Annotated in this window: 12 protein-coding genes; 6 read left to right on the top strand and 6 right to left on the bottom strand. The window is 57.6% G+C overall.

Annotation, left to right across the window (positions count from 1 at the left end):
* Positions 1 to 2: 2 nt before the first annotated feature.
* Both ACH3PB_RS11145 and ACH3PB_RS11150 read right to left on the bottom strand, forming a co-directional pair.
* The gene (locus ACH3PB_RS11145) at positions 3 to 413 is read right to left on the bottom strand and encodes a PilZ domain-containing protein (protein WP_416394844.1); all 411 of its coding nucleotides are present in this window, start codon (positions 411 to 413) and stop codon (positions 3 to 5) included.
* A gap of 35 nt (positions 414 to 448) precedes the next feature.
* Positions 449 to 2,380 carry a DUF1631 family protein gene (locus ACH3PB_RS11150; protein WP_416394846.1) on the bottom strand — a complete coding sequence of 644 codons (1,932 nt, stop codon included), beginning with the start codon at positions 2,378 to 2,380 and terminating at the stop codon, positions 449 to 451.
* Positions 2,381 to 2,641: 261 nt separating this feature from the next.
* On the opposite strand from ACH3PB_RS11150, the gene ACH3PB_RS11155 reads away from it, so the two are divergent.
* A complete protein-coding gene (locus tag ACH3PB_RS11155; protein ID WP_416394848.1) occupies positions 2,642 to 4,510 on the top strand; it encodes a TonB family protein in 1,869 nt (622 codons plus the stop codon).
* A gap of 19 nt (positions 4,511 to 4,529) precedes the next feature.
* On the opposite strand, the gene ACH3PB_RS11160 is transcribed toward ACH3PB_RS11155, so the two are convergent.
* Positions 4,530 to 7,274, bottom strand: a complete 2,745-nt coding sequence (locus ACH3PB_RS11160; protein ID WP_416394850.1) for a hypothetical protein — start codon at positions 7,272 to 7,274, stop codon at positions 4,530 to 4,532.
* Positions 7,275 to 7,371: 97 nt separating this feature from the next.
* On the bottom strand, positions 7,372 to 7,971 hold the full coding sequence (locus ACH3PB_RS11165; RefSeq protein ID WP_416394852.1) for a YceI family protein: 600 nt from the start codon (positions 7,969 to 7,971) through the stop codon (positions 7,372 to 7,374).
* A gap of 155 nt (positions 7,972 to 8,126) precedes the next feature.
* On the opposite strand from ACH3PB_RS11165, the gene ACH3PB_RS11170 reads away from it, so the two are divergent.
* On the top strand, positions 8,127 to 10,862 hold the full coding sequence (locus ACH3PB_RS11170; protein WP_416394854.1) for an EAL domain-containing protein: 2,736 nt from the start codon (positions 8,127 to 8,129) through the stop codon (positions 10,860 to 10,862).
* A 4-nt stretch (positions 10,863 to 10,866) separates the two neighbouring features.
* On the opposite strand, the gene ACH3PB_RS11175 is transcribed toward ACH3PB_RS11170, so the two are convergent.
* Positions 10,867 to 11,619 (bottom strand): CDP-alcohol phosphatidyltransferase family protein, encoded by a 753-nt coding sequence (locus ACH3PB_RS11175; protein WP_416394856.1) that lies wholly within the window; start codon positions 11,617 to 11,619, stop codon positions 10,867 to 10,869.
* Between the two features lie 181 nt (positions 11,620 to 11,800).
* On the opposite strand from ACH3PB_RS11175, the gene ACH3PB_RS11180 reads away from it, so the two are divergent.
* From ACH3PB_RS11180 to ACH3PB_RS11195, 4 genes are read left to right on the top strand one after another with little or no spacing between them, the layout of a single operon-like run.
* Positions 11,801 to 12,841, top strand: coding sequence for a zinc-dependent alcohol dehydrogenase (locus ACH3PB_RS11180; protein WP_416394858.1), 1,041 nt, complete (start codon positions 11,801 to 11,803; stop codon positions 12,839 to 12,841).
* Positions 12,842 to 12,877: 36 nt separating this feature from the next.
* Positions 12,878 to 13,279 carry a 6-pyruvoyl trahydropterin synthase family protein gene (locus ACH3PB_RS11185; RefSeq protein WP_416394860.1) on the top strand — a complete coding sequence of 134 codons (402 nt, stop codon included), beginning with the start codon at positions 12,878 to 12,880 and terminating at the stop codon, positions 13,277 to 13,279.
* Complete coding sequence (locus ACH3PB_RS11190; protein WP_416394862.1) at positions 13,276 to 15,267, top strand: glycosyltransferase; 1,992 nt, start codon at positions 13,276 to 13,278, stop codon at positions 15,265 to 15,267. The genes ACH3PB_RS11185 and ACH3PB_RS11190 overlap by 4 nt, the downstream gene beginning before the upstream one ends.
* Entirely contained in the window at positions 15,267 to 16,241 is a 975-nt protein-coding gene (locus ACH3PB_RS11195; RefSeq protein WP_416394864.1) for a lysylphosphatidylglycerol synthase transmembrane domain-containing protein, read from the top strand. The genes ACH3PB_RS11190 and ACH3PB_RS11195 overlap by 1 nt, the downstream gene beginning before the upstream one ends.
* Here the strand turns inward: ACH3PB_RS11195 and ACH3PB_RS11200 are convergent.
* Positions 16,228 to 17,127 carry a RibD family protein gene (locus tag ACH3PB_RS11200; RefSeq protein WP_416394865.1) on the bottom strand — a complete coding sequence of 300 codons (900 nt, stop codon included), beginning with the start codon at positions 17,125 to 17,127 and terminating at the stop codon, positions 16,228 to 16,230. The genes ACH3PB_RS11195 and ACH3PB_RS11200 overlap by 14 nt on opposite strands.
* Between the last annotated feature and the right edge of the window lie 26 nt (positions 17,128 to 17,153).

Consider the following 17,153-nt stretch of genomic DNA (forward strand, 5'->3'; position numbering starts at 1 on the left):
CTTCAGCCTGTCACATGGTCGTCATGCTCCTGGCCAAGCATGGCGGCTACTGCCAGCTTCCAGTCGACGATCGACGTGTCGTCAGACTCGAAAAGGCGAAATCCAACCAGCCAACCAGCAGTACCCGGTAGTCTCCGCTGCCATTTCACTTCAGAAGCCAGCTCGAATTTGTCACCGGTTCGCTCGCGCACGATACAGAGCTGCAAGATAGTGCCTACCTGGAGCGGTTTTGGAAACCTGACCTGCAGTCCGTTCGCAGAGACATCTATTGTCTCGGAAGCCGCAACTTCAGGTTCGATGTGTTCACTTTCCATGGCGCAGTTGCCAATGATCTCGACGTATACCGTTTCGTAATGCGGCAGTCGTGGTTCACTGCGCTGGTTGTCCTGCAGAGGACCTTCGGAAAACGACATTTCAGTCTCCAATATGAGAGAGCTGCAGTTACCTGCTAATTGCGGACACCAATGCGTCCGACAGCTCTGGCTAGTCTGGCTTCAAAAGCCTGACCCGCGTCACGTATGATTATGTCACCGTCCAGCAGTCTCTGCACGGCGTCATCCCGCAGTATTTCTTCGAGCTTGAGCCCGAGATCATTCACGAATATCAACTTGCCAGTAGCATTGAGGCGTACAGCCAGCTTGCCGTTGACCATCTCGCCATTTTTTCGAATCTGTACACTACCGCCAAGATGGATGGCATCAATCTGCTCGCGGGCGGCCTGCAGCAATTGCAACTCAGCCAGCGCCTCTGAATCGAGCTCAGCCTGTTGCATCTGCCTGGCGGCCTCGGCTTTCTCCTCATCGGCCCTGGCTTGCGCAGTCTCCCGAGCCAACAAAATGGCGGCGGCTTCAGCCTGCGCCTTCTGTCTCGCCGTTTCCCGCTGCACTTTCTCGGCGGCGAATCGTTCTGCAGCAAGCACCTTCTGATCGAGATAGGCCTGTACGGTTCGCAGCCCCACGCGCCGCGCCACGGCATAAAGCGGCACAGCGCTGGCCTCTGCAGTGAGCGCGCCTCTCGCAGCATCGGCCAGGACGTCGGCCAAGGGCTCGATGAGCACCTTACGACCGGCAAAATCACTCCAGAGAATGGCCTGCTGCCAGGGCAGGTAAATCAGCGCCTTACACAAACGGTCGCCACGCCTGAACCAACGCGAGCCCAGCTGCTGCATGAGCCTGGTGGCTTCAGCCGTCAACTCCTCGCTATCTGATTCGGCACTCGTCGAACCAAGGTGCTGGCTCACCTGCAGTACCGGCCAGGGCTGCCGCTCCAGCTCCTTACCGCGAAGGATGTCCTGTAGCGCATTATCGAAGTTGGCCATGACAGATGTTCGACGTACCGGATCACTGTCCAGACTGCCGAGCCGCTGGCCAACCTCAGTCGACAGGGCTGCAGCAAAACCGAATAGCTTCTGTCGCTGCAGTTCAGATTCGATTTCACGAAAGGCAAAAACCACCCGATCGCAAAGCACGTGCATGTCCCGGTACTGTTTGCTTTCGGAGCCATGCTGACGGCAGGCGAGCAGCATTGAGTCCTGCCAGGCCCCCTGGAGGAAGTCGATGACCAGTCCTGGCAGCTGAAAGTGGGAAGCGACAGCATTGAGGCGCAGGGCTACAAGCGCTTCGGCGCGCAGGCTCAGGTCCTGCCCGAGCTCGGAATCCGTGAGGCGCTGTTCGAGGACCTGCCGTCTCTTTTGCTCCCGCTGCCACTCTGACCGCACCTGATCGAGCGTCCGCTCCTGCTGCTCGCGCTGCAGAACGTGGTCGTCATCGAGCAGGGTCTGTAGCGTATCGAAGGCGCGTGAAACAAAGCCTGGCGCCGGCCCCTGCGCAGATTCCCAGCCAGCGAAGAGCTGCTCTACGAAATTCAGCAGCTGTGCGACGGGATGAGTCGGGTCGAGGATGAATTCAGGCTGGTCGATCAATAATGCGGCGAATACGAAACGCCGCTTGAGCAGAGCCTTGCGAACAGCATCTTCGAGACCGCTCTGTCCAGACCACTGCGTACAGATGCGCTCGATAAATACGAGACTGTTCGCCAGTAGCCGGTCGAAATAATCGTGTTGTTCGATCCAGCGTTCACAGAGCTCAGTCAGGCTGCCTTCTGCTTGCAAACTGGCTTCAGCAAGTGCGCGGGCCAGCTCATGTCGGGACTGCTGCTGGGACTCGATATCTGCAGAAGGCGTATCAGGTGCGGATGCACGCATGAGCTCACCGGGAATGGCGAGCAACTCTTTCGTCTCAGTAAACTCCGCGCGCACAAGCGCTTCACTGAGATTGGCTGCCAACTCCTTTAGCGACGGACCCTGCTGGCCGGCTTGATCTTCTGGTGGCGCACTGGGATGGCCTGGCGTCTGTGGCCCAGGTGCTTGTGGTAGATTCACTGTAGTCCGTTCATTGTCGGTTGACGCTGGTCATTGGCTACAGTCTAGCTGCTTTCCATGCAGTTGCTTTCAAAAGTCAGTGTTTCCATACTGGGTAGTTGCGGGTTTTCTTGCCACTGAATTGTATTAGACACTGCACACGACTGATTTATGGGGAGTATCACAGTTCGTTTCGATGTGTACTCATTTGTAGTTGTGAAGGCCGCCTCACTGTTTATGGTGTAATCTCATAGCAGTACCAGTTTAAGGATCGATGCATTTATGCGTGTACGTGTCTGCTCACTGCCTAATGTTCTCCACCATCTTGGCCTGCTGCTCATCGGGTCGGTGCTCATGCTTTCGACGTCACTGCGGGCCGCAAGCCTCGAAGGTCTGCAGCTGAATGGCATCGCCACCTACGAGCAACTTGGCAAGCCTTATTACATCATCGCACTCTACACTGAAAAGCCGGTAAGTTCGGCGGATGAGTTGATGACTGGCGATGGCCGGGCGGTCGCCGTGATGAAAATCGTGAGTGGAAACTGGACCAGCATCGGTTTTTCGCAGATATGGACGCGAGATGTTTCGATCAACAATGAACTCTCTGGCGAGTCGACGGATATCGACGCCCTGTTGAAGTTCTTCAGCCTTGCGAAGGAGCCGCTGGAAGTCGGCGACACTCTTGAGGTTGCCTACCTGCCCGGCCGCGGCACAAAGATTGAGCTCAATAGCGAAACTGTTATCTCAACGCCCAATAAGGCGCTATTCACCTATATAGTCAATGTATGGGTCGGTCCGTCCTCGCCGTCCCGTGACTTCAAGGCCGCGATGCTGGCAGGTCCGCAGGCCACGGCCACTGACAGGGCTCAGCTGGTGCAGAGCTTTGCAGAATTCCGAAGTGACCCGAAACGTGCAGCGCTGATTTCACAGTGGCAGAAGAAGGAAAGTGAGAACGCCGCGCAGCGCGCTCGTGCTGAGGCCGAGCGCGAGGCGGAGCGTGAGCGGCTTGCTGCTGAACAGCAGGCGGCCGAGAAGAAACGGCGCGAGGAAGAGCTGGCGGCAAAGCAGCGGGCTGAAGCTGCTGCTGCTGCGAAGCTGGCTGCAGAGAAAGCGGCTGCAGCCGCCGCTGCAGCCGCCAGTGAGGCCGAGCGCAAAGCTCAACTAGCTGCCGCACAGGCACTGGAGCAGCGCAAGCGTGTAAAGAAGCAGGACGAAGAACGTGTACTACAGCGGCTGAAGCAACAGGAGCGTGGTGACATTAGTGAGTCCGAAGCCAGGGAGGCTGCCGAGCGGGCTGACGCCGAAGGTGCGAAGCGTCTAGCAGCTGATGCCGAACGTGAGCGCCAGCAAGCTGCCGCCGAAGCGGAAGCCGCGGCAGCACGTGCCCTTGAACAATCCGAAACGCAGGCTCGCGCAGAGGCTGAGGCCAGACGGCTCGAGCAGGAAAAGCTGGATGGCTTGCAACGGGACTACGACGAAGCGTTGTATATCTGGCAGGTCCAGCGGGCGGTACTGACCAATATCACCTATCCGGAATGGGCTCGTGAATTTGGGCGGGAGGGCGATATCAAGATACTGGCCACGCTAGACGCAGTGGGCAACGTGATCGGCACTGATGTGGTCAAAGGCGCACAGCATAATCTTCTCGTGCAGGAGGTCGTCTCCGCTGTCAACCAGTCTGGTCCCTATGGACCGCATGCCGGTAAGACAGTGGTAGTGCCCATCGAATACTCGTTCCAGCTGAAAAGCACTCGCGAAAACGAAAGCGCGTCTGGATCTGTAGCTCAACTACCAGCCCAGCCGGTCATGCCCCCTGAACTGACGATGATCAAGCAGCGCTCGGTGGCGGGTCCTGATCGGGCAGGCAAGGTTGCTGAATACGCCGAACTCGTGAGGGCCAAGATACTGGCCACGATAGAATATCCACTGTGGGCGAAAAACCTGCGTCAGGAAGGTGAAGCAGAAATTGAAGTGATCGTAGCGTCGGACGGCTCAGTGTCGAAGACGCGGTTGCTCAAGGAGACCCGGCACAATCTGCTCAACAAGGAAATGGAATCAGCGGTCGAGCGCGCTGCGCCCTTCCCTGTAATTCCACCTGAGCTTGGACTCGACAAGGTCGACGTCAAATTCACTTACAGCTTCGGCCGCTGAACCGGGGCCTTGCGCAGGACTAGAATTTCAGTGCCTGCGCAATGCCCAGTGTCAGACTGGAAGCATCGTCGCTGAATCGTTCAAACTCACCTCGAATGCTCAGCCCCGGGGTCAGGTTATAAAGAAGACCGCCTGCCCAGGCGAGCTGGATACTGCTGTCTTCCTCCACGGACACGCGCCCGCTGTCCGACTCCGTCAGTAAGCTTGCGACGCCGATTTTGGCAAACAGATCCCAGCTTTTGCGGTTACCGTTGAGTCGAAAACCCGCCATCACCGCCGGTGCTGCATAACTGATTGCCGCTGCACCTGCGTTGGGATTGATCGACCTGACTTCCGCGTCCCCCAACACACTGTACTGCACCTCGGCGAAGAAATTCCGATGGAACTGCACGCCGCCAAAGGCCTTCCAGGCGAGATCGCCATCCTCTGTAAGGCGAAATCCTGTCCCTTTCGTTTCCGGCTCCAGTGTCGAGGTACCCAGAGATGCGCCAATATAAGTACAGGCTGCAGACAGCTGAAACGCCGGCTCCTGTGCTTCGTTTTCCTGTTCGTTGAAGCAGGCAGGCTGAGCAGCCTGTGCGCGAGCTGCCGGCATTGCGCCCAGCGCGAACACCAATGCACCAAAACCGAACATTGACAGCAGCGGCAGCACGCCGAATGAACCGGTTCCACCAACAGAAGTCTTTATCTTCGGGTTCACCTGTAAACGATCTTGAATGCCATCCTTGTTGAAATCGGCATTTTCGAAACCGTCTTCAATGCCATCGTTGTCACTGTCTCGATCCCGATAGTTTTCCGCACCGTCACCATCAGTGTCGATGACGCGGTCATAGCGATCGTCGATGCCATTCATATTCTCATCCACACCTTTCGTCTGATCCACATCGACCGCGTCGTCTATTCCGTCACGATCGATATCCCGGCCAAAAAACACCAGCCCACTCTGCTCTTCACGGTCGCTGATAGTGTCGCCATCGCTATCGCTATCCAGACGGTCTTCAATACCATCCCCGTCGGTATCGATCAGCGGAACGTTATCGTCCAGACCATTGCCATCGGCATCACTACTGCCATTGACCGCAATGTCGTAGGCGTCATCAAGACCATTGCCGTTGCTATCCATATTCAGGGCTGGCGCCAGATTCGCCTCACGTGAGTCCTCGAGGCCATCGTTGTCGCTGTCGCGGTCCAGCCGGTCGACGATGCCATCGCCATCGGTATCGACCTCGCCTTCGAAGATATCAGGCAGTCCGTCATTGTCGTCATCGGCATCTTCGTCGTTAAAGAGACCGTCGCCGTCTGCATCGCCACCGTTGCCGAACTCACCAAGGCCACGGTCCACGCTGTCATCGATGCCATCACGATCAGCGTCAATCGTCAGATCGATGCGTCCATCGTTGTTAGCGTCGAAGCTGGCGAAGGGGGTTCCGGCAATATCGTAACCTGCGGTGCCGTCAAAATCGCCGTTGCTGTCGACGTCGCGGTAGTCAGGACCTGAGCGCTCGTCAGGACTGTCGAAATCGGTGGCGTTATCAGTGTCGGGTGGAGCCGTGACGAGTAAGGCGGCACTGTCGAGCAGACCATCCTGATTGACATCACGCCCGCCGCCCTCGACAACATCGAAGATACCATCATTGTCAGAATCGAGATCGCGAAAGTCGGGCACGCCATCACCATCAGTGTCCGGCAGCCTGTTTGTGTCATCAATACCATCATCATTGGCATCAACCCGGATGAGCCCCATCGAAACGCCAGCATCGAAAAGATCCTGCACGCCATTCTTGTTGGCATCGGCCAGCGCCTCGAAACTCTGGAACACTTCTATCAGGTCGGCGATACCGTCGTTATCGGAATCGAGGTCGCGATAGTCAGGCAGGTTATCCCGATCGCCATCGAACGCGCGTGCGGCGTCATCGACACCATCACCATCCAGATCGAGACCACCGGTCGCATCGACGTCGATCGCATCGTCAATGCCATCACTATCACTATCCAGACCGCTGAAACCAAACTCTATGTGATCGGGTATACCGTCGTTATCACTGTCCTTTTCCTTGTAATCCGGTATCTCATCCCCGTCGGCATCCGGAAAGTTGTAGCTATCGATAACGCCATCCGCATTGGCATCCAGCACCGTGCTTTGATCAGCATCGAAGAGATCTATAATGCCGTCACCATCAGCGTCTGCAGCCAGCTGTTCGGCGGTCAGGCCAGCTTCGATACTGTCGGGAATGCCGTCGCGATCCGAATCGGTATCCAGTGCATCGACAAGCCGGTCTTTATCAGTATCCTCCGAGCCTTCGAATACGTCCGGGATACCATCGCCGTCTTCATCGGAAGAGCGATCGAGAAAATCAGGCACGCCATCTCCGTCAGCGTCGCTGGTACCTTCGGCTGTGTCACTTACGCCGTCACCGTCACTGTCGAGATCGCGGAAGTTCAAAATGCCGTCGCCATCCACGTCGCCCGGCCCCTCTACCCTGTCTGACAGCCCGTCGTTATCACTGTCATCGTCGAGCGCATCGATGATGCCATCACCATCAGCGTCGGATGCTTGCTGGGCCGGACCGAATTCAATCGTGTCAGAGATAGTGTCGGCATCAGAATCAGTGCGGGTTGGCGACATTCCAAGCGCCGTTTCGACATCGTCATCGATGCCATCTCCGTCGGTGTCGAGCGCTAGCACCTGGGTAGACAGCAGAAGCAGCGACGTGAACAGTCCGGCAAGGACGCCGGTGCGGGAGGATGTGGTGGTCGTAGTCAAAGGCGCGCACTCTAATTGTAGTAAGGGCAGTCTGGAGTTGGCCCTAGAATACACGCCCCAGCGGTGCTGTCTATGCACCGCGTCTCAGAGAGGTCAATTACTGGCGGATGGCTTCGAATTCGAGGATGACCTCGACATCATCGCCAACCAGATTCTTCTCGACACCATAATCCATGCCCCACTTGCTGCGCTGCAAGGTCGTTCTCGCAGAAATACCGAGCGTGTACTCCTCATGACCGAAGGGATATTCCGCAGCCTTGTTCAGCGTGACATCGAGCTCGACGGGGTGCGTCTGGCCGAGCATGGTGAGCGTGCCACTGAGCGTACCGGTCTTGCCGTCTTCTGTTTCGAGTTTGCCCGCCTTGAATGTGATGGTGCCGTAGTCATCGACATTGAGAAAATCGTCACTCTTGACGTGCTCATCACGCTTCTGATGATTGGTGAACAGACTGTCGCTCTGGATGGTGACAGTACCACTCTTCAAGTCATGGGTGAGTTCGTCATAGACAAAGCTGCCTTGTCCTTCCAGAAACATGCCGAGCATTTTTTCATAGCCGACATGGCCGATCATGAAGCCAATGGAAAAGTGCTCAGGATCAATCTCGTAGGTCCGCGGCGCCGCAAGCGCTGCTGGGGCCAGCCCAAGTGCCAGAATCGCAACGGGTATAATTCGCGTAGGGGGCGTCAGCTTTCTCATGCTCATTCTCCTTCGGATGACTAGGCCCTGAAGGGTGGCGCGATCCTCGGCCAAAAGTCGACAAGGCTCGATGTAGCAACTTTACTTAGGGGGTTACCACCAGTATTACGGGCATTAAGACCAATTTGACCTCCCATCAGGCAAGTCTTCTCAATTTGTGCGCACCTGAACCGGCCGGGCGTGTTCGGCTCACACGCCGGATCAAGTTCGCCTGGGCAACTGTTCTGTTCATCATGCTTTCAGCGGCAGTGCAATCGGTTCACGCCGAAAGTCCGGCACTGGACATAGCGCTCCACCAGGACAAAACGCTGCTGAATCCAGTACTGAGCTACACGCTAGATGCCGGCTCGGCCACCAGCCCGACCGGTCTTTCCGAACTGCAGCCGGAGTGGTTGCCCGCTGGCGAGGACATCATCAACTTTGGCTTCGAGTCGAGGACGCTCTGGCTCCGGCTGCGTCTGTACAACAGCAATACCGTTGCGACCACCCGTTTCATCAGCATTGAGCACCCCATACTCAACGAGGTGGATTATTTCCGCGTGGACCCGACTGGTAAAATCGTCGAAGAAGTCCATACGGGCGATCAGCGGCCATTCTCGAGCCGCCCTATCGAAAGCCGTCACTTCGTATTTCCAGTGACAGTCAAAGCTGGATCAGCGGCGTGGATCTACTTCAGAATCAAGTCTGACAGTTCTCTGCAGGCACCGGTATGGCTCTCGTCACCAACCGAATTCTATGCCCACGCCCAGCTCGATATCGTTCAACACACCATGTACGCCGGCGTCATGCTGGCCATGGTGCTGTACAACATGTTTCTGCTCATGTCACTGCGCGAGCGCGTCTATTTCTACTATGTCATGTTCGTATTCAGCTCGCTGCTGGCCCAGGTCTGCCTGACTGGACTGTGGTCCGGCTTCGTTGCCCCTGGCGCAACTGGATTGCAGGACACGCTGCTGCGGATATCGGTGCCGGCCCTGCCACTGTTTTCCTGTCTCTTCGCACGGCACTTCCTGCGCCTGAAGGTCACCGCGCCGCGATTCGACATTCTGTTCCTGGTGGCAGCCATCGCCAGTGCGGCGGTTCTGCTGGCAGGCTTTTTCGTCAGCTACAAAATCACCATACTGGCTGCCATTCTGCTGATATTGCTCACCTCGGCAAGCTGTCTCACAGTGGGGCCATACCTCTGGATCAAGGGCAATACGATGGCGAGGTTCTACACCTTGGCCTGGGCTGGTGTCATGATTGCCGTATTCGTGTTCATGCTGACACGGTTCAACATTATTCCCCGAACCTTCCTGACTGAAAATAGTCCGCCCATAGGATCTGCACTCGAAGCAATACTGTTGTCGTTCGCGCTCGCAGACCGTCTCAATCAGGAGCGGCGGCGCCGCTACGAGTCGCAGAAAGCCCTGCTGACGGAAACACAGCACAGACGAGCTGCCGAGGCCAGCCTGTATCGACAGGCGCTATACCACCATCGCCTGCAGATACCGAATCGGGCCTTTCTGGAGACCTGGTTCCAGCGGAATGTCAGCGCTGACTCAAAGCTGATGATTTGTCTGCTCCATTTTTCGCGCTTTCATGAAGTCAACAAGACGCTAGGCCATGGCAAGGCCGACCAGATGCTGCTGGCCCTATGCGAACGGCTGGACGCGCGCGCAGCCAATCTCTCGGGTGTGGTACGGCTTGATAGCCTCGATGTAGCGGATCGACCAGGACAGGGCATCGCCAACTTCATCTGTTCGGTGGAAGGCGCGACCTTTGCGATCCTGATACAGCCGCCAGCACGATTCATGAATGCCGACACGCCTTCTACGGACGAGACGCTGTTGGATAGCGACAGCGCATTCGTGACGAACACGCTCGGCGAACTCGGGCAGCTGGTCAGCGAGTTTGCAGAACCTTTCGAGTCTGGAGAGCTCGTGGTTGAGCTTGGTGCAGTTGCGGGCGTCGCGGCCTGCCCTGTTCACGCCGATCGCATGGAGCCCCTGCTGCAGAAAGCTCAGATTGCTGTCGATGCGTCCAGCCGCATGAACCATGCACTCACGCTCTTCAGTGAAGAGATCAATCCATACAACGAACGTCGGTTGAGCCTGGCGGGGGACCTCCGTAAGGCGATTGCCGACAATACGCTAACGCTGGCCTTCCAGCCAAAGATCACTGCAAGTTCGTCAAAGATAGACTCTATCGAGGCCTTATTGCGATGGCACCATCCGCAGCATGGGTTCATCGGGCCGGACGAGTTCATACCCGTCGCCGAGCAGACGGGCATCATCCACTGGCTAACTGACTGGGTACTGAAAACAGCATTGCAGAGCCTGGCGGTATTGCATGGCCAAGGCTTCGATCTCAAGGTCGCTGTCAACATTTCTGCAGTCAATCTGCGGGAGCGGGATTTCGCTGCGCGGCTCGCCAAAGCGCTTGCCGAACACGATATGCCGGCGAGCTGCCTCATACTCGAGGTCACCGAAAGTGCCATGATGATCGATCCAGAGCGCGCCTGTGAGGTACTCGACGAGCTGCACGATATGGGCGTCAGCCTGTCGATCGATGATTTTGGCACAGGCTATTCCTCGCTGTCCTATATCAAACGCCTGCCTGTCCAGGAGATCAAGCTCGACCGCTCTTTCGTCATGGAGCTCGACGGCTCCAACGATGACCGCGTCATTGTCGAAACGACCATTCGAATGGCTCACGCACTCGATTTGAAGATTGTCGCTGAAGGCGTTGAGACCAAGACGGCCTTCGAGCTACTGGCTTCCATGGGTTGCGATGTGTTGCAGGGCTATTACATGAGTCGCCCGATACCGCTTGCGGATCTCTCCACCCTGCTAACGACCAGTCGCGGGCATTTTCAGCACAAGCCTTCAGGGCCCTCCTCAGTCGGCTAAGCGGCTATCTGTTCTGCCGTAAGCCGAGGAGATCCCAGATATCCTTCGCGAATGAGCTCGCCAGCAAAACCAGGGCGGTGCCCAGTATCATCTGGGCAGCTGCGGGGTTTAACAGTGGATGAAGGCAGACGATGAGGCTCACTACCTGAACAACGCAGATCGTCTTGCGGCGCAGGCTGGGTGCCAGCTGACCGTTCAGCACGGGCAACAGGAGGGCTGCAGTTACGAAGGCATAGCGCATGAGGCCGATCGCCAGGACCCAGGGCTGGGCAATCTCCAGGCGCCAGAGCAATAGACAGAGCACGAGAATAAATGCCGCATCGACTTCCATGTCGAAACGCGCGCCAAATGCCGAAGACTGCCGCATCTGACGAGCGATGAAGCCGTCCACACCGTCCAGCAGCAAACTACAAGTCGCAATCCCGATCAGGCCATATGACCAGATTGCTTCGCCGCCTTCTGCGAAGTCGCTGGCATTCATGAACGGCACCATGGCGGCCAGCAAAACCGTCATCACCATCCTCAGCAAGGTCACCCTGTTCGCCCAGCCGAAGGGCAGGCGCCGCTCAATCTGCTGCCTGAACCAGGCGACACACACGATACTGGTCGCAAGTCCATAGAGGATGATGCCGAGACTGAAGTACCACAGTCTCGGTGCTTGCTCTGGCGCCAGTTGCGCGTCAGTCAGCGCCATCAGCACAACAAGCATGATCAGGCCCGCAACGATCTCAGGTATGAGGCGGATGCGGGCTACCAAAGGCAGACATTCATTTGAAATGGAAATTTCGGTACGCTCTCTGCGGTAATGAGGCCGGCGAGCCGTGCGCGACTCTGCTTACGTATCACTTACGTAATCAATCGGGCAAGCGTCCAGCGGATGAACGGCCTTCAGCCTGAGAGAACCGGCCTGGGTGCCCATATCGAGGATAAAATACTGCATGACTGAAAACCCTGCCTATGACGACAGTGTTCCAGAGCGATCCCTCTGGATATCGGCACCCGGCATAGCGGCCATAGAATCAGGACTTGCGCGACCCGAAGATGTAGTCTCTACCCATGCGCCGGTTCTCGTCACGACCTGTTACAGTGCGATCAGCCGCGGCACTGAGCGTCTCGTATACAATGGCCTTGTTCCAGCTTCGGAGCATGAACGAATGCGCGCCCCCTTCCAGAGTGGCGATTTCGACTTTCCTGTGAAATATGGCTATGCCAATGTGGGACTGGTCGCGCCATCTGAAGCGGCAGACAAGGCCGGTCTCAGTGGTCGGCTGGTTTTTGGTCTGTATCCCCATCAGACAGCTTATTATGCAGACCCGGCAACACTCACTGCAGTGCCCAACGGAATCCCGCCGCGACGTGCTGTGCTTGCTGCAAATATGGAAACTGCACTGAATGCAAGCTGGGATGCAGCTCCACTGCCGGGTGAGCGGATAGCCGTAGTTGGCTGTGGGCTTATAGGCGCCCTCCTCATCTATCTCTGCAGCCGGATTCCCGGCGTCAGCGTATTGGCCGTCGAAACTGACCCTCTCAAAGCTGAGGTCCTCAAGCGGCTCGGTGCCGACAGAGTCGACGCGAGTCCTGCCGAAGGCGGCTACGACCTCGTCTTCCACACCAGCGCGAGTCAGGCAGGTCTGCAAACAGCGCTTTCGCTCGCAGACAAGGAAGCGCGCATCATCGAACTGAGCTGGTATGGGGATCAGCCTGTGAACGTCAGCCTCGGCGGTCGCTTTCACGCGCTTCGTCTGCAATTGCGCTCAAGTCAGGTCGGTACCATTCCACCGGCCCAGGCCTCGCGTTGGACATTCAAACGGCGCCTGTCCACGGCGCTCGCATTGCTCGCTGACGAGGTGCTCGACGAACTCCTGAGTCCGGATGCACCCTTCGACGAATTGCCCGCCACTATGGCTGCGATCTGTGGCATCAAGCAGCCGACAGATCTGCGCGCCCCTTTGTTCTGCCAGGTCGTGCGCTACTTGTGACCATGGTCTTTCAATCTACCAGACAGGAGTTTTTCCTTGTATTCACTTACCGTTCGCGATCATATGATGATTGCCCACAGCTTCAAGGGCGCAGTTTTCGGTCCGGCTCAAAAGCTTCACGGCGCCACCTTCGTGGTCGATCTCAGCTTCGAAACCGAGCAACTTGATGACGACAATCTCGTCGTCGATATCGGCCTGGCCAGTGAAGCCCTCAAAGCGATCCTGCAGCCACTGAATTATCAGAATCTCGATGAACTGCCGATGTTCGAAGGCCAGAACACCACCACTGAATTTCTCGCCAAATACATCTTCGACGAGATGGCTGAGCAGATGACTGCCGGAAAGCTTGGCAAGCAAGCGACGGCCGTGAAGCGTCTGACCGTGCAGCTGAAGGAAAGCCATGTCGCCTGGGCCAGCTACAGCGGGAGCCTTGCTTGATCCGATTGGTGGTACCCGGCTCCATCGACCAGCTGACTGGCGGCTATCGCTATGATGCTGCGTTGTTGAAAGCGCTGCAATGGAGCGGTGTCGATGCCGAAGCGATCGAGATACTGAACCTGGACGACCCGGCAGAACTCGGCTTGCTCATGACCGACTTGCAGTCGACGAGCCCCGGTCCCTGTCATCTCATCGTGGATGGGCTGGCGCTGGCGCGCTTGCACGACCTTGACCCGGCACTCTTGTCTCGATTTTCACGAGCAGCGTCGCAGGTCCACTCGCTCAGCGCCCTGGTTCATCATCCTCTTTGCGACGAAACCGGCCTTGAGGATGAAGAACGGCAACATTTGCACGCGCTCGAAGCCGAAGCCTTGCGTCATGTCGACCTGATCATGACGACCAGTCGCCACACCTCGGAACGGGTGAACGCATTGTTCTCGCCGCAGCAAACAGTTGTGGTGGTTGAACCCGGCGTGGATCGCCCGCCGACGCTGACGAAGAAGGAGCACAGAGTCGGTTCGCAATCGCTGAAGCTGCTCTGTGTTGCCAGCCTCATTCCGAGAAAGGGGCAGGATATTCTGATCCAAGCGCTGCACCGGCTGCCCACGCTCGATGTTCACTGCACGCTGGTCGGCTTGCTGGATCGCGATCCGGATTATGTCAGGAAGATCCAGGGGCTCATCGAGGAGCTTCGCCTGCAGAATCACGTTACGCTGACCGGCCCGCTTGTCGATGAGGCACTGGAGCAACACTGGCAGGCTGCAGATGTCCTGGTGCTGCCATCCTGGTACGAAGGCTATGGTATGGTGCTTGATGAGGCGGCAGTCAGAGGGGTGCCGGTTCTGGTCAGTACTGGTGGTGCGCTTGCTGCGACTTTCCGCGAAGGCACAGGCCTCCAGGTACCACCTGGCGATATCTGCGCCCTGGCAACAGCCATAGAGCGCTTTGCGCGCGATTCGGCCTTCCTTGCAAGCTGTCGAACCACTGCGCTGGCCATCAGTCATCAGCAGCGGAGCTGGGAAGAGGCCGCTGCCGAACTCTGCCTCGCGCTGGAGATACTGATCCCGCGAAATCGACGACTGGATCTGTTTGACTCAGAGTGGCTGGCATTACGGGAGCCTTTTGATCATAAGGCACGTGCGGGCAACCAGGCGGAACAAGCACTGAAGCGCTGGGCGCAAGGCCTGCATGATGCGGACAGGCCACTCACTGTCGTGGATCTCGGCGCAGGACTCGGGTCCAATCTGCGACATCTCGATGCGTGTCTCGCTGCCGAATCAGGCGGAAGCCTCATTTCAGCACGTGTTGCTATCGATCATGATCCGGCCAAACTCAAGGCGCTCGATCAGCTGCCTCACACCACGGTACAAGCGGTGGATCTGCGCGATACCGAGATGTTCAAAGCGACCATTGCAGCCATCATCAACTCTGAAGCTGCTACCTTGCTGACTGGTTCTGCACTGCTAGACCTCGTGTCCGAATCATGGATTTCGGCCCTCCTAGGCGTCGCAGGCCAGCATCGCGCGGCCCTGTTCTTCACCTTGAGCGTTGATGGCAGCAGCACCTTCAGTCCACCAGACGAGCACGATGATGTCGTTCAACGCCTGTTCAACGCTCACCAGCAGCAGGCTGATACGCCGGGGCCTGAGGCTGCCCACTTGCTGGCAGCCCTTGCACGGTCGCACCACTTCGAGGTAATTGTCGACGCCAGTGACTGGCATCTGGACAGCGCAGCGGGCGCCACAGACCGGCAGCTCTTGAGCAAACTCCTGACTGGCTGGCGTGAAGCAGTAAGAGAGCAGCTTGCCCACGAACATTTCACTCATCCAGACGGACGCAAGGCGCGAACAGGATTGCAGCTGCTTCAACTCGATGCCTGGTGTCAGCGGCGCATGGCGCAGATCCGGAGCGGAACGCTACACCTTCGGCTGGGTCATTGTGATGTTCTGGCCATACCGGGCCAGCCGCCTGATCTGTCCACATACTGATGCTGGCACTGCTAACCGGGCCGGTGGTCAGACTGGTAATCTCGGCGAGCCTGCTGATCGGGGTGCTGGCTCTCGCTGATCTTGAGGCCGTGTGGCAGCAGTTTCTCTCGGTGCACAATGATGCAGACGACTCAGTCAGCCTTGGCTGGATCATACTCGCCCTCGCTGCGAGCCTCCCGCAGTACCTTTTGTCCGCCAGGCGCTGGCAAGTCACTGCCTTTCAGCTCGGACTCGAGCTCTCTTACGCCAAGGCGGTAAGCGCCTATTATAAGGCGACCTTCTTCAATCAGGTTCTTCCAGGCGGTGTACTCGGAGATGTTTCCCGAGCACTCGAGCATGGCAGACAAGGCACGATGGCGCAGCGCTTTACGGCCTGGCGCGCAGTGGCCATAGAACGTCTCGCGGGGCAACTCGTCCTCGTCCTGGCGGTTGTGCTGACGCTGCCTTTCGTCAGCAGCGTGGCGGGGACACCAGCGGCTTCGATCACCAGCCTATCCAACTGGAGTACGACACTTACCGTCGGCGCACTAACGCTCCCGTTAGCGGCTTACATGATCTGCCGAAACATGGCGTTCGTTTCACGGCTTCGGGTCGGTTTACATGCCTTTGCAGTCGACATTGCGAGAGCCTGGCTGGTGCCGGCCTTACTTGCCCGGCAGCTCCTGTTATCACTGGGCGTACTCGCGAGCTATGTTATAAGCTATTTCGCCCTGGCTCATGCCTTCGGCTTCAGTGGCGATCTGTGGTGGTTGTGCAGCGTCATCCTGCTGGTGCTGCTATCGATGTCCCTGCCCTTAAGTGTGGCAGGCTGGGGTGTAAGGGAAATGAGCGCTGCTGGTTTGTGGTTGGCCGGTGGACAGGATGCAGCGGCAGGCCTCGCGATTGCGGTCGCCTACGGGCTACTAAACCTGGTGTGCAGCCTGCCTGGCCTCTGGTTCATGCTTCGAGAACGCAGCTCCGTCAGTGCCGACTGAATTCAAGATCGAAGAGCGTATCCTGATCCAGGCTGAAGCGGCGAGTCCGCGCGCGCACGGCAGCATCGATTGAACTGATTTCACTCAGCATGAAAGATGACTTGCCTGAGCCCAGAATCATGGGGGCAACAGTGACGTGAATGCGATCGAGTACCCCAGCCTCCAGAAACCGGGATACTGTAGTTCCGCCGCCCTCTATGAGGACCCGTTTGAGCCCAAGTGCCTGCAACGTCGCGAGCACGCCGCGCACACCGCAGCCGGAGGCGGTGTCGGCCAGGTCGGGCACCGCATTGCCGGAGCAGGAGCTGGCGGCATCAATGCACAGCTGCAGTGTTCTGGCGCAACCGTCCCTGAACAGCCGTTGTACCCCGGGCACACGACCATTCGGATCGATCACGACCCTCACCGGACTCGGCCCCTCCACGTGTCGTACCGTGAGCAGAGGATCATCAGCAATGGCGGTGCCGGCGCCAATCACCACCGCGTCCATCAGCGCTCTCAGCCGATGTAGATGAATCAGCCCGGCCGGTCCGTTTATCAATTCGTTACGACCATCAACTGTGGCAATTCGGCCGTCAAGTGTCTGACCCATCTGGGCAATCACCAGCGGCGCGTCGCCTGCCCGGCTCACGAGCGGCAGGTAGATATCGAAAAGCTGACGAGCCTCAGCAGTGACTTTGGCGTAACTTTGCCAGCCACCGTCCTCGGCCAGCGTGAGCGCCTCGATTTCGCGGCCGCGGCGAATATCCAGGATCATCTTCCAGGCGGTGGAGGCGTTTATACTCCCCTGCCAATGTGCGCGCAGGGTGGGCGTGGGGCTGAGTTCCATAATGGCGTCTCTACATCTCGGGTCGACAGGCAAGCTGATTGATACGTCGTCTGCCATCGCTCGAATCACCGCGCGATAAAGAT

Origin of the sequence: Allohahella sp. A8, assembly GCF_047946665.1 — a bacterium.
Lineage (GTDB): Bacteria > Pseudomonadota > Gammaproteobacteria > Pseudomonadales > Oleiphilaceae > Allohahella.